Source organism: Actinomadura meyerae, from assembly GCF_900188445.1.
GTDB classification, from domain to species: domain Bacteria; phylum Actinomycetota; class Actinomycetes; order Streptosporangiales; family Streptosporangiaceae; genus Spirillospora; species Spirillospora meyerae.
Map to the genome: position 1 here is coordinate 1 of NZ_FZOR01000010.1, position 18,102 is coordinate 18,102.

At 73.6% G+C, this 18,102-nt stretch carries 18 protein-coding genes; 8 read left to right on the top strand and 10 right to left on the bottom strand.

Annotated features, from left to right (window positions below; translation table 11 throughout):
- Positions 1–88: 88 nt before the first annotated feature.
- From CHF16_RS12620 to ligD (CHF16_RS12645), 6 genes are all read right to left on the bottom strand, one after another.
- Entirely contained in the window at positions 89–322 is a 234-nt protein-coding gene (locus tag CHF16_RS12620; protein WP_089326188.1) for a DUF3107 domain-containing protein, read from the bottom strand.
- Positions 323–485: 163 nt separating this feature from the next.
- On the bottom strand, positions 486–1,115 hold the full coding sequence (locus CHF16_RS12625; RefSeq protein WP_089326332.1) for a TetR/AcrR family transcriptional regulator: 630 nt from the start codon (positions 1,113–1,115) through the stop codon (positions 486–488).
- Positions 1,116–1,328: 213 nt separating this feature from the next.
- On the bottom strand, positions 1,329–1,523 hold the full coding sequence (locus CHF16_RS12630; RefSeq protein WP_089326189.1) for a hypothetical protein: 195 nt from the start codon (positions 1,521–1,523) through the stop codon (positions 1,329–1,331).
- On the bottom strand, positions 1,483–2,910 hold the full coding sequence (locus tag CHF16_RS12635; protein WP_245868420.1) for a dihydrolipoyl dehydrogenase family protein: 1,428 nt from the start codon (positions 2,908–2,910) through the stop codon (positions 1,483–1,485). Before CHF16_RS12635 ends, CHF16_RS12630 begins: the two co-directional genes overlap by 41 nt.
- A gap of 106 nt (positions 2,911–3,016) precedes the next feature.
- Positions 3,017–3,925: a non-homologous end-joining DNA ligase gene (gene ligD / locus CHF16_RS12640; protein WP_089326190.1), complete on the bottom strand. Its 909-nt coding sequence runs from the start codon at positions 3,923–3,925 to the stop codon at positions 3,017–3,019.
- Positions 3,926–3,958: 33 nt separating this feature from the next.
- Positions 3,959–4,933, bottom strand: coding sequence for a non-homologous end-joining DNA ligase (gene ligD, locus CHF16_RS12645; RefSeq protein ID WP_089326191.1), 975 nt, complete (start codon positions 4,931–4,933; stop codon positions 3,959–3,961).
- Positions 4,934–5,045: 112 nt separating this feature from the next.
- On the opposite strand from ligD (CHF16_RS12645), the gene ku reads away from it, so the two are divergent.
- Positions 5,046–5,942 (top strand): non-homologous end joining protein Ku, encoded by an 897-nt coding sequence (ku, locus tag CHF16_RS12650; RefSeq protein ID WP_089326192.1) that lies wholly within the window; start codon positions 5,046–5,048, stop codon positions 5,940–5,942.
- A 39-nt stretch (positions 5,943–5,981) separates the two neighbouring features.
- Here ku and CHF16_RS12655 read toward each other — a convergent pair whose 3' ends face one another.
- The 3 genes from CHF16_RS12655 to CHF16_RS12665 all read right to left on the bottom strand — a co-directional run bounded on the left by CHF16_RS12655 (position 5,982) and on the right by CHF16_RS12665 (position 10,856).
- Positions 5,982–6,287: a hypothetical protein gene (locus CHF16_RS12655; protein WP_089326193.1), complete on the bottom strand. Its 306-nt coding sequence runs from the start codon at positions 6,285–6,287 to the stop codon at positions 5,982–5,984.
- Positions 6,288–6,387: 100 nt separating this feature from the next.
- On the bottom strand, positions 6,388–8,550 hold the full coding sequence (locus CHF16_RS12660; RefSeq protein WP_089326194.1) for an MMPL family transporter: 2,163 nt from the start codon (positions 8,548–8,550) through the stop codon (positions 6,388–6,390).
- A 143-nt stretch (positions 8,551–8,693) separates the two neighbouring features.
- Positions 8,694–10,856 carry an MMPL family transporter gene (locus CHF16_RS12665; protein WP_089326195.1) on the bottom strand — a complete coding sequence of 721 codons (2,163 nt, stop codon included), beginning with the start codon at positions 10,854–10,856 and terminating at the stop codon, positions 8,694–8,696.
- A 155-nt stretch (positions 10,857–11,011) separates the two neighbouring features.
- On the opposite strand from CHF16_RS12665, the gene CHF16_RS12670 reads away from it, so the two are divergent.
- Complete coding sequence (locus CHF16_RS12670; RefSeq protein ID WP_089326196.1) at positions 11,012–11,731, top strand: TetR/AcrR family transcriptional regulator; 720 nt, start codon at positions 11,012–11,014, stop codon at positions 11,729–11,731.
- Between the two features lie 100 nt (positions 11,732–11,831).
- Here the strand turns inward: CHF16_RS12670 and moeZ are convergent, their stop codons facing one another.
- Positions 11,832–13,013 carry an adenylyltransferase/sulfurtransferase MoeZ gene (gene moeZ, locus CHF16_RS12675; protein ID WP_089326197.1) on the bottom strand — a complete coding sequence of 394 codons (1,182 nt, stop codon included), beginning with the start codon at positions 13,011–13,013 and terminating at the stop codon, positions 11,832–11,834.
- Positions 13,014–13,229: 216 nt separating this feature from the next.
- Between moeZ and CHF16_RS12680 the strand changes: the two genes are divergently transcribed.
- The 6 genes from CHF16_RS12680 (at position 13,230) to CHF16_RS12710 (ending at position 18,090) form a co-directional block, all read left to right on the top strand.
- Positions 13,230–13,430 (top strand): CsbD family protein, encoded by a 201-nt coding sequence (locus CHF16_RS12680; protein WP_089326198.1) that lies wholly within the window; start codon positions 13,230–13,232, stop codon positions 13,428–13,430.
- A gap of 132 nt (positions 13,431–13,562) precedes the next feature.
- Positions 13,563–14,426 (top strand): hypothetical protein, encoded by an 864-nt coding sequence (locus CHF16_RS40240; RefSeq protein ID WP_179271506.1) that lies wholly within the window; start codon positions 13,563–13,565, stop codon positions 14,424–14,426.
- A complete protein-coding gene (locus CHF16_RS12695; RefSeq protein WP_089326200.1) occupies positions 14,420–15,781 on the top strand; it encodes a S8 family serine peptidase in 1,362 nt (453 codons plus the stop codon). Before CHF16_RS40240 ends, CHF16_RS12695 begins: the two co-directional genes overlap by 7 nt.
- Before the next feature lie 26 nt (positions 15,782–15,807).
- Positions 15,808–16,557, top strand: a complete 750-nt coding sequence (locus CHF16_RS40865) for a hypothetical protein (protein WP_143227959.1) — start codon at positions 15,808–15,810, stop codon at positions 16,555–16,557.
- Positions 16,551–17,786 (top strand): S8 family serine peptidase, encoded by a 1,236-nt coding sequence (locus CHF16_RS40870; RefSeq protein WP_089326334.1) that lies wholly within the window; start codon positions 16,551–16,553, stop codon positions 17,784–17,786. Before CHF16_RS40865 ends, CHF16_RS40870 begins: the two co-directional genes overlap by 7 nt.
- The gene (locus CHF16_RS12710) at positions 17,770–18,090 is read left to right on the top strand and encodes an MGMT family protein (RefSeq protein ID WP_089326202.1); all 321 of its coding nucleotides are present in this window, start codon (positions 17,770–17,772) and stop codon (positions 18,088–18,090) included. Before CHF16_RS40870 ends, CHF16_RS12710 begins: the two co-directional genes overlap by 17 nt.
- Positions 18,091–18,102: the final 12 nt, after the last annotated feature.

Sequence of the window (18,102 nt, forward strand, 5' to 3'; positions counted from 1 at the left end):
GCAGGGTCGGCAGATCCCGTTGAAGGCACCAGGCCAGTCAGGCGTTGGGCCAGACCCCAGCGGGAGGCGCTCACCTACATCATCACTGTCAGGCGTACTGCGAGCCGAAGCCCACGCTGCGCTGCTCGTCCTCGGCGATCTCCAGGTAGCCGACGCGGGCGGCCGGGATCACGACGCGCCCGGCCCGCCGGTCCTTGAGGACCAGCACGCCGTTCGGCTCGTCGAGCGCCGCGGAGAGGGCCTCCGTCACCTCGTCGGCCGACTGCGAGGTCTCCACCACGAGTTCCTTGGCCACGTTCTGCACCCCGATGCGAACCTGCAACGCGCTGCTCCAGTCGTCCGTGTGCGTCCCGCCGACCGCCGGCGGGTCCCTCCCCCGATGGTCGCACGGAGATCACCCGGCGCGCGGGCGGCCGGTTGTGCCGAGGGTGAACGCCGCGGTCCGGCCGCACGGCGGCGGCGCGGACCGGACGTGCGGCGCCGGTTCAGCCCTGGTCGGTCGTGCGCGGGAAACCGGAGATGCCGCGCCAGGCCAGCCGGGCGATGATCTTCTCGGCGGTGTCCTTCGGGATCGCGCGGTGCTGGGAGAGCCAGAACCGGGCGCTGACCTCCGCCATGCCGACCAGGCCCATGCCGAGCAGGTGCGCCTCCTCGGCGGGGGCGTTGGTGTCCTCGGCGATGACCTGCGCGATCATCTCCGCGCACTGCTGGTTGGCGCGGTCGACGCGGGCCCGGACGGGCGCCACGTTGCGCAGGTCGGACTCGAAGACGAGCCGGTAGGCCTCGCCGTCGCCCGCCACGAAGTCGTAGAAGGCCTGCATGCTCGCCTGGACGCGCAGCTTGTTGTCCGTGGTGGACTCCAGCGCCTCCCGGACGATCCGCACCAGGTTCTCGGCGTGCTCGTCCAGCAGGGCCAGGTACAGCTCCAGCTTGCCCGGGAAGTGCTGGTAGAGCACGGGTTTGCTGACGCCTGCGCGCTCGGCGATCTCGTCCATCGCCGCAGCGTGGTACCCCTGCGCGACGAACACCTCCTGGGCCGCGCCGAGCAGCTGCCTGCGGCGCGCCAGCCGCGGCAGCCGCGTACCGCGGGGGCGGGCGTCCGGGGTCGCGGTCACCACACTCTCCGATCACCGAATCGTCGCGGCGGGTGGGGGTCGTCCGCCGCGTGTGAACAATCACACCATCCTACGCGTGGGTAACTCCGTCGGGCACATTCTCGCCGCGGCGGCGTTCCTTCGCGCAGGTCAGTGTATTCCCGCCGGGGCGGTCGCCACCCCGCCCCGGCCGTGTCCGAGAACCTTCCCGCCTGTGCCTGAGGCCGGCGCCGGTCACCGGTCGTAGTCGTCCTCGTCGACCGGCACCTCGAGCCGCTGCTCGGCGGCGTCGGCCTCGTTCGCCTCGTCCGGCAGGGGGGCGGCGACGGGGCCGTCGGCCACCTCGTCGAGCGCGGCGCGCTGCTCGGCGGCGTCGGCCTCGTTGGCCTCAACGGGCGCCTGCCGGTCCAGGTCGTCGGTCTCGCTCATCTCGGTCCTCCTCCGATGTGCCGTCCTCCGATGTGGCGTCGCGCAGCCGCTCAGCCAGCTCCCGCAGCGGCGCCTCGACGGCCTCGCCGTAGGTCGGGAACGGGTGGACGACGTCGGCGAGCAGGCTCAGCGGCGTCTCCGCGCGGATGGCCAGAGCGATCTCGCTCATCCACTCCTCGGCGTGGCGGCCGGCCGCGGCGGCGCCGACGAGCAGCCCGCGGGAGCGGTCGGCGTACAGTTCGACGCGGCCGCGCTCGTCGGCCTCCACCGTCGCCCGCGCCGTCGCCGCGAGGTCGTACCCGGCCGTGAGGAGGTCTATGCGGAGTTCCGCGGCCCGCCTGGGCGAAATCCCCACCGAATAGACGGAGGGCGAGGTGTGGACGACGCGCGGGATCGCGCGGTAGTCGGCCTCCCGGCGCTGCCCGAGGAGGTTCGACAGGACGATCTGCGCCTGGTAGCGGGCGGCGTGCGTGGTACGGGCGATGCCCGTGACGTCACCGGCCGCCCACACACCCCCCGTACGGGCCGGCACCCGGCAGGTCTCATCCACGGGGATGCCTTCGCCGGGGGAGAGGGCGACGCCGAGGCCCTCCAGCCCGAGGCCCGCCACGCGGGGCCGGCGCCCCGCGGCGACGAGGACGCGGTCGGCGTCGAGCGTCCCGCCGTCCGACAGCCAGAGCCGCACGCCGACGTCCTTGCGCTCGACGTTGCCGACGGCGGCGCCGAGCCGCAGGTCGACGCCCATCCGGCGCAGCGCGTCGGCGATCACCTCGCCCGCGAACGGCGCCTCCGCGGTCAGCAGCCGGCCGGACGCCTCCACGACCGCGACCTGCGACCCGAACGCGGCGTACACCTGGGCCAGCTCGCAGCCGACCGGGCCGCCGCCGAGGATCACCAGCCGGCGCGGCAGGTCGGGCACCGACAGCGCCTCCGCGCTCGTCCACAGCGGGACGTCGGCGAGCCCCTCGACGGGCGGGATCACCGGCTCGCTGCCGGTGCAGACGACGAGGTCGCCGTAGCCGTGCACCGCCCCGTCCACCTCGACGCGCCCCGGTTCGAGGACGCGGCCCCGGCCGCGCAGCACGGTGACGCCGGCCTCGGCCATCCGCGCGACGGCCGGATCGTCGCCGCGGTGCCCGGCGGGATCGCCCCGCCGCCCGGCCAGCTCGTCGCGGCGCGCCAGCGCCATCTCCCAGGTCTCCCCGCGCCGCGCCGACGCCAGCAGCGACTTGGACGGCACGCACGCGAAGTACGGCGACTCCCCGCCGACCAGGCGGTCCTCGACGAGGGCGACGTCCCGGCCGGCGCGGGCGAGCCCCGCCGCGACCAGTTCCCCCGCCGTCCCGCCGCCGAGGACCACGGCGTCGTAGTGGTGGTTCTGCGACACTGCTCTTCCTTCCGCCCCGCTCGGTGTCCCCGCGTCCATGGTGGCGGATCCGGTCCCGGAGCGTGCCGGTTCGAACACATAGGGCATGCGAATCGGGGCGGGATTCTCAGGGCAGCGGCCGGTGGTCCTTCAGGATCGGCTCCAGGAGGTCGCCGTGCTCGTCCACTCGGTCCAGCACCTCGGCGGGGGAGAAGACGAGGTCGGCGGCGTCCTCGCAGTATTCGAGCTCGTCCCAGGTGACGGGCGTCGAGACGGACGGGCGGCTCGCCGCGCGCAGGGAGTACGGCGCGACGGTCGTCTTCGCCGGGTTGTTCTGGCTCCAGTCGACGAAGACCTTGCCCTTGCGCAGGCGCTTCTCCATCTTCGCCACGACGAGGTCGGGGTGCTCCATGGCGAGACGCTCCGCGATGCCCTTGGCGTACCGCGAGGTCTGCTCGGCCTCCTTCGGCTCCTTGACGGGGACGTAGATGTGCAGGCCCTTCTTGCCGCTGGTCTTCGGGTACGCCTCCAGGCCGTCCTCGCCGAGCAGCTCCTCCAGCAGCAGCGCCACCTTGCACGCCTCGATGACCGTCGCGGGCGGGCCCGGGTCGAGGTCGAAGACGAGGAGGTCGGGGGCGTGCACCTTGCCGCGCGGCCCCACCTTCCACTGCGGGATGTGCAGTTCCAGGGCCGCGAGGTTCGCGCACCACACGAGCGTGGGCAGGTCGTCGACCACGATGTAGTCGACCGTCTCGCGGCCCCGGGTGCTGCCGGGGCTCGGCACGGTCGCGGTGCGGATCCAGTCCGGGGTGTGGGACGGCGCGTTCTTCTCGTAGAACTTGCCGCCGTCGACGCCGTCCGGCCAGCGGATCCGGGTGGCGGCCCGGTCCTTCAGGTGCGGCAGCATCACCGGGGCGATGCGCGCGTAGTAGTCGATGACCTCGCCCTTGGTGAACTCCGGGTAGAGGGTCTTGTCGAGGTTGGACAGCGAGAGCTGCCGCCCGTCCACTTCCACGGTCGTCTTCTCGCCGCTCACGCGTCGCCTCCGGAGGGTTCGGCGCGCGCCGGTCTACTGCTCACTCGTGACCTCCAGGGGGTCTTTGTCGTCACGCAGGCCCCGCCAGGACGGGAAGCGGAGGCGGCCGTCCCGGGTGCGGGCGCTGTAGGCGACCTCCCCGACGAGCAGTGGCTCAACCCATTGCGCGTCTTTGGCGAACTCGCGCGGGACGGCCTCGTCGTAGGGGCTCGTGGGGCGGCGCAGCGGCCACAGGGTCTCGTACAGCTCGTCCAGGGCGCGGTCGGTGAAGCCCGTGCCGACGTGGCCGACGAAGCCCAGCATGCCCTTCACGTCGTACTCGCCGAGGAGCAGCGAGCCCACTCCGCCCTCCCGGCGTCCCTTGCCGGGCTTCCACCCGCAGATGACGACCTCGCGCGTCATGAAGTTCTTCACCTTGCGCCAGAAGTCGACGCGGCGTCCCGGCCGGTACGGGGAGTCGAGCCGCTTGGCGAGGACGCCCTCCAGACGCTGCTCGCGGGTGAAGGCGAGTAACTCGCGCACCTGCGTGGCGTCCGCGCCGTGCAGGTACGGGGGGACCTCCACGGGACCGGTTCCGGCCAGGTCCAGGTCGGCCAGCAGCGACCGGCGGTCGGTGTACGGCAGGTCGTAGAGGAGGTGCCCGTCCAGGTACAGCACGTCGAAGACGACGTACCGGACGGGGACGAGGCGGATCAGCCGGGCGTCGGGGTGCTCGACGTGCATCCGCCGCTGGAGGCGCTCGAAGCTCGGCCGCCCCGCGTCGAAGGCGACGACCTCGCCGTCCAGCACGACGTCGTGGTCGGGCAGCAGGTCGGCCAGGGCGGACAGCTCCGGGTACCGCCCGGTCACGTCGCCGCCGCGCCGCCCGCCGGCCCGCACGCCGTCCGCGGAGACGTGCGCCAGGACGCGGACCCCGTCCCACTTCAGCTCCAGGCCCCAGTGCTCGCCGTCGGGGGGCAGCTCCCCGGTGGCGGCCATCATGGGCTCAACGGGCCACGGCATGGTCATGTACGCGTCTTACCCGGTCCCGCCCCGCAGAAAAGGATCAACGGCTCGTTCTGGCGCAAATCACGGGAGGTTGCGACGCTAGGAGCCGGATCGCGCGGGGTAAGGACGGAGCATGCGGAGTATCTGGAAGGGCGCGATCTCGTTCGGGCTGGTGACCATACCGGTGAAGCTCTATTCGGCGACCGAGCAGAGGGACGTCAGCTTCCACCAGGTGCACCGGAAGGACGGCGGCCGCATCAAGTACAAGCGCGTCTGCCAGATCGACGGCGAGGAGGTGCCGTACTCCGACATCGCCAAGGGGTACGAGCTGCCGTCCGGCGAGATGGTCATCCTCACCGACGAGGACTTCGCCGAGCTGCCGCTGTCGTCGAGCCGCCGGATCGACGTCCTGCAGTTCGTGGAGCAGGAGGAGGTCGACCCGATCTACTTCGCGAAGTCCTACTACCTGGAGCCGGACGCGCAGGGCGCCAAGCCGTACGTGCTGCTGCGCGACGCGCTGGAGAACTCCGGGCAGGTCGCGGTCGTGAAGATCGCCCTGCGGCAGCGCGAGTCGCTCGCCACGCTGCGCGTCCGCAACGGCGTGTTCGTGCTGGAGACGATGCTCTGGCCGGACGAGGTCCGCACCCCGGACTTCCCGTTCCTGGACGAGGACATCGAGATCCGCAAGCAGGAGCTGTCGATGGCCACGTCGCTGATCGAGTCGATGGAGGGCGAGTTCGACCCGTCGGAGTACAAGGACGCCTACCGCGAGGCGCTCCAGGCGGTCATCGACGCCAAGGTGGAGGGCCGGGAGGTCACCCGGCCGGAGGAGGCCGAGGAGGAGCCCGCCGCCGACCTGCTCAGCGCCCTGCGCGCCAGCGTCGAGGCCGCCAAGAAGAGCCGCGGCGAGAAGGACGGCAAGGCGGCGTCCGGCCGGGGGGCCGCCAAGAAGCCCGCCGCACGCAAGTCGCCGGCGAAGTCCGGCGCGAAGAAGGAGCCCGCGAAGAGCCGGAGCCGCAAGTCGGCCTGACCCTTCGGAGAGGTCTTCACTCGTCGCGGCGGGCGGTGCTCAGTTGTCGCGGCGGGCGGTGAGGACGCGGCCGAGCACCGCCGCGGCGCCGGACGGGTCGGAGCACGGCCCGATCCGCTCGCCCCAGCCGTAGAAGTAGGCCCAGGAGCCGCCGCCGGTTCCCTCGGGCGCCGCGATGACGCTCTCGTTGATCCGGCGCATGCGCGGGTCGGCGACGAGCGCGGACGGGCGGCGGCCGGCGGGCGCGGTCACCTCGACCGACCAGCCCGCGGCCCGCAGGGCGCCGGTGAGCCGCTCCAGGTGCTCGAGCTCCGCCTCGGCGTCGATGATCGCATGCGTGGACATGGTGCCTCCCCAAGGACATCCGTGCGCTTGTGGAATGGGATCCGCCGGACGGGAGCCGTCGCGGTACGCGTCACGCGAGCCGGTGCCGGTGGAATGCCGTTCAGTCTCGCGCCGCCTCGAGGGGGACCACAAGCGGTTTCCGCGGATTGGTGACCGGCGCTTCACGGATTCCGTACCTGCCGTAGAGGCGCGCCAGAGGTCCGGGCGCCCACCAGTTCGCGCGGCCCATCAGCCGCATCGCCGCGGGGACGAGCAGCGCCCGCACGATCGTCGCGTCCAGCAGCACCGCGACCGCCATCCCGACCCCCACCATCTTGATCATCGTGATGCCGGAGGTGGCGAACGCGCCGATCACGACGATGAACAGCAGCGCCGCGCTGGTGATGATCCCGCCGGTGCGCTGCATGCCGGCGGCGACGGCGGCGGTGTTGGAGCCGGTCAGGTCGTACTGCTCGCGGACCCGCGACAGCAGGAAGACCTCGTAGTCCATCGAGATGCCGAACAGCATCACCAGCATCAGGATCGGCATGGCGGGCGCGATGGCGCTCAGCGGCGTGAAGCCGAGCAGGCCGGACAGGTGCCCGTCCTGGAAGACCAGGACGACGGCGCCGAAGGTGGCCGACAGCGACAGCACGTTCATCACGATCGCCTTCAGCGGCAGCACCACCGACCCGAACGCCAGGAACAGCAGCAGGAACGTCGCGCCCCCGACCAGCAGCCCCAGCCACGGCAGGGTGCCGCCGAGCCCGCCGACCTCGTCCACCACGTCGGCGGTGGCGCCGCCCACGTGGACCTGCGCGCCCGGCGGCGCCGCGGCGTCGCGCACCTCCCGCACGAGGTCGCGGGCGGTGTCGGAGTAGGGGGCGGCGTCGTAGCGGACGGCGATCCGCGTCGTCGAGCCCTCGGCGCCGGTGACGGTGGCCTCGGCGGCGCCGGGCAGCGCGGCCAGGCGGTCGGTGAACGCGTCGATCGCGGCCCGGTCGGACGTTCCCGTGACGATCGCGTCGACCGGGGTGGTGGCGTTGCGGGGGAAGTTCGCGTCCAGGGCCTCGGCGACGGCGCGGGCGTCGGTGCCGGCGGGCAGCGCGGCGGCGTCGACTCCGCCCCAGTTGATGCGCAGGAACGGGACGCCCAGCGCCAGCAGCAGCGCCACCGTCGCGACGGCGTAGACGACCGGGCGGCGCATGACGCTGTGCGCGAGCCGCCCCCACCAGCCCCGGGACGTCTCCCGCCGGCGCAGCAGCGGCAGCGCGTCGACCTTCGGGCCGAGGACGGCGAGCACCGCCGGCAGCACGGTCAGCGCGCCGACCATGCAGACGAAGACGGTGGCGATGCCGCCGTAGCCCATCGAGACCAGGAAGTTCTGATCGAACAGGAGCAGCCCGGACAGCGAGATCGCGACCGTGACGCCCGACACCGCGACGGTGCGGCCCGCGGTGCTCATCGTCGCGGCCAGGGCGTCCTCGGGGGAGGCGCCGTCGCGCCTGAGCTCCTCCCGGAAGCGGCTCACGACGAACAGCCCGTAGTCGATCGCGAGGCCGAGCCCGAGGAAGGTGGTGATGTTCACCGCGAAGATCGACACATCGGTCGCGTACGCCAGCGCGTGCAGCGCGGTGAACGAGCCGAGGATGGCGAAGCCGCCGACCAGCAGCGGCAGGCTCGCCGCGACCAGCCCGCCGAAGATCAGCACGAGCAGGACGAGCAGCACGGGCATCGCGATGGCCTCGGCGCGGGTGATGTCGGCGGTGACGCGCTCGTCGATGGCGGCCGAGGTCGCGACCGGCCCGCCGGCCTTCGCGGTGAGGCCGCCGCCGACCTCGGCCAGCTCGTCCTTGATCGCCTGGTAGGAGTCCGCCCGCGCGGCCTCGTCGGCGCCCGCCAGCTCCAGCACGGCGTAGGTGGACGTGCGGTCGCCGCTGACGAGCTGCGGAGCCCTGGTCGTCCAGTAGGTGTCGACCGAGGCGACCTTGTCCGGCGGCAGGGCGCCGAGCGCCCGCTCGACCGACGCCCGGTAGGACGGATCGTCGACCGTGCGCCCGCCCTGGTAGAGGACCACCACGTCGGCCGTGTCCCGCCCGAGGGCCTGCTCGGCGATCCGGGTGGCGCGGGTGCTCTCGCTTCCGGGCGTCTCGAAGCCGCCGGCCGAGGACAGCGCGCCGAACACGCCCGTTCCCCACACGCCCGCGAAGACGAGGGCGGCGCCGGCGGCCGCCAGGACCCAGCGGCGCCGCCGGTGGACCCACCGGCCCCATCGCTCGAACATCCGCCGCTCCCCGCCCGCCCGCCCGGTGCTACGTCAAGCAGGGTAAACACCGTTTTGTACTGCTTTGACACGATTCAGTGGCCGGTGGTCGCGACCACCGGCCACCGAAGCGGCCCGCCCGGATCCGGGCGAGCGGTTCGGGCTCAGCCGACCGGTTCGAGCTCCGGCCGCCGTTCGGCGGGAGCGTCGCCTTCGCGGATGCCGTACTTGCCGTAGAGCCGGGCGAGCGGGCCGGGGGCCCACCAGTTCGCGCGGCCCATCAGCCGCATCGCGGCCGGGACGAGCAGGGCCCGCACGATCGTCGCGTCCATGGCGATGGCGATGGCCATGCCGAGGCCGGTCATCTTGATGAACGTGATGCCGGAGGTGGCGAACGCGCCGATCACGACGATGAACAGCAGCGCCGCGCTGGTGATGATCGACCCGGTGCGCGCCATGCCGGCGGCGACGGCGGCGGTGTTGGAGCCGGTCAGGTCGTACTGCTCGCGGACCCGCGACAGCAGGAAGACCTCGTAGTCCATCGAGATGCCGAACAGCATGGCGAGCATCAGGATGGGCATCGCCGGGGAGATCGAGCCGGTGGCGGTGAAGTCCAGCAGGCCGGACAGGTGCCCGTCCTGGAAGATCAGCACGACGGCGCCGAAGGTGGCCGACAGCGACAGGGTGTTCATCACGATCGCCTTCAGCGGCAGGAGCACCGACCCGAAGGCCAGGAACAGCAGGACGAACGTCGCGCCGCCCACCAGGACCGCGAGCCAGGGCAGGGTCCGGCCGATGCTGTCGAGCTGGTCGACGACGTCCGCGGTCGTGCCGCCCACCAGGGCCTCCGCGCCCGGCGGCGGCGGGACGTCCCGGATGTCGCGCACGAGCCGGCGCGCGGCGTCGGAGTCGGGGTCGGCGGAGTAGCGCAGCGCGATCCGCGCCGTGGTGCCCTTCGCGCCGGTCACCGCCGCGTCCGTCACCCCCGGCACCGCCGCCAGGCGGTCCTGGTAGGCCCGGATCGCCGCCTGGTCGGACGTCCCGGTCACCACGGCCTCCATCGGGTTGGTCGCGTTGCGCGGGAAACGCGTGTCCAGCGTCTCCGCGACGACCCGCGCGTCGGCGTTCTCCGGCATGACCCTGGCGTCGACCCCGCCCCAGTTGATGTGCAGGAAGGGCGCGCCGAGCGCGAGCAGCAGCGCCACCGTGGCGACGACGTAGACGACCGGGCGGCGCATGACGCTGTGCGCGAGCCGCCCCCACCGGCCGTCCTGCCCGGCGGGCGCCTTCGCGCGGCGCCGGCGGACGGAGAGGGCGTCGACCTTCGTGCCGAGGACGGCGAGCAGCGCCGGCAGCACGGTCAGCGCGCCGATCATGCAGACGAAGACGGTGGCGATGCCGCCGTAGCCCATCGAGACCAGGAAGTTCTGGTCGAACAGCAGCAGCCCCGACAGCGACACCGCCACGGTGATCCCGGACACGGCGACCGTCCGCCCGGCCGTGGCCATCGTCGCGGCCACGGCGTCCTCGACCGAGGCGCCGTCCCGCCGGACCTCCTCGCGGAAGCGGCTGACCATGAACAGCCCGTAGTCGATCGCGAGGCCGAGTCCGAGGAAGGTGGTGATGTTCACCGCGAAGATCGACACGTCGGTGACGTAGGTCAGCGCGTGCAGCGCGGTGAACGAGCCGAGGATCGCGATGCCGCCGATCAGCATCGGCAGGCTCGCCGACACCAGCCCGCCGAAGATCAGCACCAGCAGCACGAGCAGCACCGGCATCGCCATGGCCTCGGCCCGCCCGATGTCGGACGAGACCCGGTCGTTGATCGCGGTCTCGGTGCCGACCGCCCCGCCGACCTTGGCGGTGAGCCCGCCGCCGACCTCGGTCAGGTCGTCCTTGATGTCGGCGTAGTTGTCGCTCCGCGCACCCGCGTCGGCGCCCGCGAGCCGCAGGACCGCGTAGGTGGCCGTGCGGTCGCCGCTCACGAGCTGCGGAGCACCGGTCGTCCAGTAGGTGTCGACCGAAGCGATCTTCTCCTGCGGCAGCGCGGCCAGCGCCCGCTCGACCGACGCCCGGTAGGACGGGTCGTCCACCGTGGTCCGCCCCTGATACAGGACCACGACGTCCGCCTCGTCCCGGCCGAGGTCGCGCTCGGCGACCTGCGCGGCCCGCGCGCTCTCGCTGCCCGGCGTGTCGAACCCGCCGGCGGAGGTCAGCGCGCCGAACACGCCCGTCCCCCAGACGCCGGCGAAGACCAGCACGGCGCCGGCCGCCCCGAGGACCCACCGGCGCCGCCGGTGGACCCACCGTCCCCATCGCTCGAACATGACCCGCTCCCCTGTCTCGCTACTATCCATCACGGAAGTAAACGGTGTAAGCTGCAAACAGCGTTAACTTCGCATACAGCGTTAGCTTTCGTCAAGGGTGTTTCTGGGGAATCATGCGACGGACGGCGGAAGCACCGGGAGAAGAGGGCGGCTCAGTGGAGACACGGCGTGATCGGCTGCGTGCGGCGACGGTCCGGGAGATCACCGAGACCGCCCGGCGGATCCTCGTCGAGGAGGGCGCCGAGGCGGTGACGCTGCGCGCGATCGCCCGCGAGATGGGCATGACCGCGCCGGCGCTCTACCGCTACTTCGGCAGCCACAACGAACTGCTGCGCCACCTGGTCGGCGACCTGTTCAGCGAGCTGACGGGCGAGCTGCAGGCCGCGCTGAAGGACGTCCCGCACGACGACATGAGCGGCAAGTTCCTGGTGGTGTCCCGCCGGTTCCGGACCTGGTCCCTCGCGCACCCCCGCGAGTACGCGCTGCTGTTCGGCGCGCCCGTGCGCGGCACCGGCCACCAGGAGGAGATCGACTTCGCCGAGGAGTGCGCCCGCCAGTTCGGCTGGACGTTCATGGCCCTGTTCCTGGAGCTGTGGAACAAGAGCCCGTTCCCGGTCCCCTCCGACGACGAGATCGACCCCGTCCTGCTGCCGCAGCTGCGCCGCTACCGCGACGACGTCGTCGGCGTCGACCTGCCGCTCGGCGTCATCCAGCAGTTCCTGAAGTGCTGGATCCGGCTCCAGGGCGGGGTCAGCCTGGAGGTCTTCGGCCACCTGGAGTTCGCCCTGGAGGACGCCGAGCCCATGTTCGAGCTGATGCTCGCCGAGGTCAGCCCCCAGATCGGCCTCACCTACCGCCCCCCGTCGGACGCCTGAATCCGGCCGGGGCGGGCGGCGGGCATGCGGAGGCCCCCGGACCCTGGCGGGTGCGGGGGCCTCCGGTTCGTGTCAGTGGGTTCGCGTCAGTGGGTTCGCGTCAGTAGGACGGCTGGCTGGGGTCGATCTGGTTGACCCAGGCCAGGACGCCGCCGCCGACGTGGACGGCGTCGGCGAAGCCGGCGCTCTTCACGACCGCGAGGGCCTCGGCGGAGCGGACGCCCGACTTGCAGTGCAGGACGATCTTCTTGTCCTGCGGCAGCCGCTCCAGGGCGGAGCCGTTCAGGAACTCGCCCTTCGGGATGAGCGTCGCGCCCGGGATCGAGACGATCTCGTACTCGTTGGGCTCGCGGACGTCCACGAGGAAGATGTCCTCGCCGCGGTCCTGCATGCCCTTGAGGTCGTGGACGGTGATCGTGGAGTCCTTGACGGCCTCGGCGGCCTCGTCGGAGACGGCGCCGCAGAAGGCCTCGTAGTCCTCCAGCAGCTCGGTCTGCGTCGGGTTCTTGCCGCACAGCGGGCACTCGGGGTCCTTGCGGACCTTGACCGAGCGGTACGTCATCTCCAGCGCGTCGTAGATCATCAGGCGGCCGACGAGCGGCTCGCCGATGCCGGCCAGCAGCTTGATGGCCTCGTTGACCTGGATCGAGCCGATGGACGCGCACAGCACGCCGAGCACCCCGCCCTCGGCGCACGACGGCACCATGCCGGGCGGCGGCGGCTCGGGGTAGAGGCACCGGTAGCAGGGGCCGTGCTCGGCCCAGAACACCGACGCCTGGCCGTCGAACCGGTAGATCGACCCCCACACGTACGGCTTGCCGAGCAGCACGGCGGCGTCGTTCACCATGTAGCGGGTGGCGAAGTTGTCGGTGCCGTCGAGGATGAGGTCGTACTGGGAGAAGATGTCCATGATGTTGTCGCGGTCGAGCGCGGTGTTGTGCACCACCACGTCGATCAGCGGGTTGACCTCACGGACGGTCTCGGCGGCCGACTCGACCTTCGGCTTGCCGAGGGACGACTGCCGGTGGATGATCTGCCGCTGCAGGTTGGACTCGTCGACGACGTCGAAGTCGATGACGCCGAGGGTGCCCACCCCGGCGGCGGCGAGGTAGAGCAGCGCGGGGGAGCCGAGCCCGCCGGCGCCCACGACCAGGACCTTCGCGTTCTTGAGGCGCTTCTGCCCGGACATGCCCACGTCGGGGATGATCAGGTGCCGCGAGTAGCGGTTGACCTCGTCGCGGGTGAGCTCCGCTGCGGGCTCGACCAGAGGTGGCAACGACACGGTGGGTGCTCCTGTGCTGACGCTCGGCTGTTGGAGAGGCGGGGCGGCCCCCTCCTCTCACCGCACAACCTTGCCACGTCCGCCCGCATTCCCCGCAGGCGCCGTCCCCGGAACGCGCAGGCGGGCGATCCGTGCCCGCCGGCACGCGCGGTCAAGGGAGGCGCATGGGCCGTCCTGTAACGGGCATGGGTCGCCCAACACACGGGAGGTGCAACCATGAGCTTCATCGACAAGCTCAAGAACAAGACTCAGAAGGCCATGGGACACGGCAAGGAAGAGGCCGGACGGCAGTCCGGCGACCGGTCCATGGAGGCCGAGGGCCGCAAGGACCAGGCGGCCGGCGGCACCAAGCAGGTCGGTGAGAAGGCCAAGGACGCCGCCCAGGAGGCGCGCAACACGTTCGGCACCGGGTCCTGACGTCGTCCTGACGTCCCCGCAGGTGGAAGCCCCTCCGCGGAGGGGCTTTCCGCTGCCGCGGGACCGGACGCGGCGGTGTACTCGACGCAATGACAGGTGGATTGTCGTAAAACACAGTTAATCTTGACTGTTGTGGCATTCCCGCCTCCCTCCCAGCAGCCGCCGCTTCCGCCGCGTCCCCCGTACGCCGGTCCTCCGGGGCCCCCGTACGCGGGCCCGCCGCGGCCTCCGCCGCCGCCCGGCCGGCCCGCGGTCCTCGGGCTGACCGGGCGCCAGTGGATGGTCGTGGCCCTCGTCGTCGGCTGCTGCTACTTCTGCACCACGGCCTTCGCCATGGTCGGCGCCTGGACGACCATCAACCGCGAGCCCACCACCGCGGAGCTGCAGACGGCCGCGAACAGGGAGGTGGCGCAGCGCTGGGAGGCGTGGCCCGCGAGCCGCATCTTCCCCGACAAGATCCCCTACCGCCCCGGCGGCAACCACAGCGAGTACGCGTCCCGCACCGGCATCGTCCCCGACACCGACTGCGCCCAGGCGGTGGACGAGGAGATGGCCGGCACGCTCGCCAAGTACGGCTGCAAGGCCGTCCTCCGCGCCACGTACACCGACCAGTTGCAGGGCGTCGTCGTCACCGTCGGGGTGGTCGCGTTCCCCGACCCCTGGAAGGCCGACCGCGCGTTCAAGGAGCTGCCCGGCTCGCAGGGCCCGGGCGACGGCTCCCGCTCGGTGGCGCCCGCGCTGCACGCCGCCGCGTTCCCGGGCACGGCGTCCGCCCGGTTCACCGACGAGGCCCGGCAGGACCGGACGATCGACCGCGGCGGCCCCTACGTCGTGCTGACCGCGGCCGGGCAGGCGGACGGCCGGCCCGCGTCCGCGATCAAGAAGGCGCGGCCCGGCGACCCGTTCGCCCTCGCGCCGCAACTCGGCCACGCGGTCGCGCGGGCGCTGGCCACCAAGGCGCTGCCCGACTGCGACGACCCGGAGTGGGAATGCTGACGCGCGCGCGGACGGCCGCGGCCATCGCGGTGGCGGCGCTGGCGGGGAGCTGGCTGCCGCCCGCCCCGGCGCACGCGGACGAGGTCCGCGACCGGCAGCGCCCCATCCTGAACATCCTCGGCATGGACGCCGCCTGGAAGGTCACCAAGGGCGCGGGGGTGACGGTCGCCGTCGTGGACTCCGGCGTCGACCCGAACCAGGCGGATCTGCGCGGCAAGGTCACCACCGGGCCCAACATGCTCGCCAAGGTCGACGGCGGCAGCACCCCCGCGCGGCTGCACGGCACCGGGATGGCGTCGCTGATCGCCGGGCAGGGGCACGGCCCCGGCGGCGGCTCCGGGATCATCGGGATCGCCCCGCAGGCCCGCATCCTCGCCATCCGCGCGATCGGCGAGCCGGAGGACGCCAGCTACGCCCGCTACCGGACGTCGGAGCAGGCGGAGACGTCGGTGGCGCGCGGCATCCGCTACGCCGCCGACCACGGCGCCGACGTCATCAACCTCTCGCTCGGCCGCGAGGACGAGACGCCCGAGGAGCGCGAGGCGGTCGGCTACGCCATCGGCAAGGGCGTGGTGGTGGTGTCGGCGGTCGGCAACGACGGCGACGAGCAGCGCCTGCTGGACGACGACGGGTTCGCGCCGTACTCCTACCCGGCGTCCTATCCCGGCGTCATCGCGGTCGCGGCGACGACGGCCGGCCACGCGCGCGCGCCGTTCTCCAACCGCAACTACTCGGTGGTGCTGTCCGCGCCGGGCGCCGGGCTGCCCGTCGCCGGCCCCGGCGGCCGGTACTTCGTCAGCTCCGGCACCAGCGACGCCAGCGCGGTCGTGTCCGGCGTCGCCGCGCTGATCCGCGCCAAGCACCCGGACATGGCGCCCGCGCTGGTGTCGCAGGCGCTGGTGCAGAGCGCCCGCGGGGCGTCGAAGGACGGCTACGACCCGGAGATCGGGTTCGGCGAGGTGCACGCCGCCCGCGCCCTGTCGGCGGCGGACTCGCTCGCGGCCACCCCGCAGGGGTCCGCGAAGGGCAAGCCCACCGGGCAGCGGTTCGGCGCGGAGGACCCGGGGCCGGTGCCCATCATCGACCACCCCGCCTGGGTCCGCTGGGTCATCGGCGTGATCCTGGTGCTCGGCATCGGCGGGGCCGCCGGCGGGGGCGGGATCGCCCTGGCGTTCCGGCGCCGCCACCCGAAGCCCGCGGGCGGCGCGCCGCCCGGTCCCGCGGGACCTCCCGGACAGCCGGCCGCCCGGCCGCCCGGGCGGCCGCCGCTCCGGCCGCAGGGCCCGCAGCGCCCTCCGTACGAGCCGCCGGGGCCGCCCCCGCCGCGCGGCGCGTCGCCGGCGCCCCCGTACTGATCGCCGTTTGGGCTACGCTCCGCAGCGTGTCGCGCGCTGAGATCTCCGCCCCGGGCACCGAGCCGGAACCGGGATGGTGGCGGGTGTCGCGCCGGACGGCGGCGCTGGTCGCGGCGTCCGCGTGCGCGACCGTCCTCGTCGTCGCCGCGGTGCGGCTGTCGGCGGAGCTGACCCGCGGCCCGACGCCCGCCGAGCGCGCCGCCGCGGCGGCCGCCGAGGTCGCCGGCCGGTACCGCGCGTGGCCCGCCGGGCGGATCTTCCCCGCCGGGATCGGGTACACGCTCGGCCAGTCGTCCCCGGCCACGGCGCGGCGGGTCGGGATCGGCACCGACACCCGCTGCGCGCCGGCCGCCGACGACGCGCTCGCCCGTTCGCTCGCGGTCCGCGGCTGCCGCGCCGTGCTCCGCGCCACCTACCTCGACCAGACGCAGGGGCTCGCGGTGACCGTCGGGGTCGCGGTGTTCCCGGACGAGCGGTCCGCGCGCGAGGCCGTCCAGTGGTTCCCGGACGGCGCTCCCCGCCCCGGCCTGCGGGCCCTGCCGTTCGCGGGGTCGGTCGCCGCCCGGTTCGGCGACGCGGCCCGGCAGGCGTCCGCCGCCGCGCAGCGCGGCCCGTACGTGGTCGCCGCGACCGCCGGGTACGCCGACGGGCGGCCCGCGCTGCGCGGCCCGCTCGCCGACCTCGCCGAGCTGGCGCCGCAGCTGGTGCGCGGCGTCCTCGACCCGCTGGCCGCGCCGGCCGAGGTCCGCTGCGGCGACCGGGAGTGGCGGTGCTGAGGCGCCTCGCCGCCGCGCTGGCCGCGGCCGGGGCCGTGCTCGTCGCCGTCCCCGCGCCCGCCGCCGCGGCCCGTGCCGACAGCGTGCGGAACGCCGTGACGCCCGTTCTGGAATCCCTCAACGTCCCGCGGGCGTGGACGATGGCGAAGGGCGGCGGGGTGACCGTCGCCGTCCTCGACTCGGGGGTGGACGCCGACCAGGCCGACCTGGCGGGATCGGTCACCGTGGGCCCCGACCTCACCCGCGGCGCCGGCCCGGCGGGCGCCCGGCCGAAGCGGCTGCACGGCACCAACATGGCGTCCATCATCGCCGGGCACGGCCACGGGCCCGGCCGCGCGCTGGGGATGGTCGGCGTCGCGCCCGAGGCGCGGCTGCTGTCGCTGCGGGTCATCCTGGAGCGCGACGAGCCGGGCTTCGCGGAGTTCACCGGCGCCGAGCGCTTCGCCGGGACGATCGCGGACGGCATCCGGTACGCGGTCGACCACGGCGCCGACGTGATCAACCTCTCGCTGGGCCGCTCGTACCCGACGGCGGCCGAGCGCGACGCCGTCGCCTACGCGATCCGCCGCAACGTCGTCGTGGTCGCCGCGGCCGGCAACAGCGGCGCCGAGGGCAGCCCGGGAGGCGTGAAGGGGAGGGGCCGCGCGTCCGCGAAGTACTTCTACCCGGCGTCGTTCCCGGGCGTCATCTCCGTCGCCGCCGTGGACGCGCGCGGGCGGCACGCCGGGTTCTCCAACCGCAACTCCGGCGTGGTCGTGTCGGCGCCCGGCGTGCAGGTCATCGGCGCGGGCCCGGACGGGCGGTACTGGGTCGGGGACGGCACGAGCCCCGCGACCGCGTTCGTGTCCGGCGTCGCCGCGCTGATCAGGTCCCGGCATCCGGGCCTCGCCCCCGCGCTCGTCACGCAGGCGATCACGGCGAGCACCCGGAACCGGCCGGCGCGCGGCTACGACCGGGGCGTCGGGTTCGGGACGGTGGACGCCGCCGCCGCGCTGGCCGCCTCCGACGGGCTCGCCCGCGCCCGGATGAGCGGCGCCGGGCTGCCGGCCGGCCGCCGGTTCGCGGACGGCCCCGTCCGGCCCGTCCAGGCGGTGCGCCGGTCGGGCGGGCTCGTCCTCGCCTACGTGCTGGTTTGCGCGGTGGCGCTGTTCGGCCTGGCGGGGTCGGCGGTGTTCCTGCGCGGCGCGCCGCGCGATCCGGGAGAATCGTCGGATGCCGTTCGAACCTGACGTCGAACCCGACGAGTACGCCGAGGCGGTGCTGGACGCGGTGGAGAGCATCCCCCCGGGCCGCGTCCTGTCCTACGGCGACATCGCCGAGCTGGTCGGGCGCGGCGGGCCGCGGCAGGTCGGCCGGGTCATGTCGCTGTACGGCGGCGGCGTCCCGTGGTGGCGGGTCGTCCGCGCCGACGGCGGCCCGCCGCGCTGCCACGAGCGCCGCGCCCACGAGCACTACCGCGAGGAGGGGACGCCGCTGCGCCCGGACGGCGTGCGGGTCGACATGGGGCGGGCGCGTTGGGAGGGTCCGTCCTGAGCGGGCCGGTTG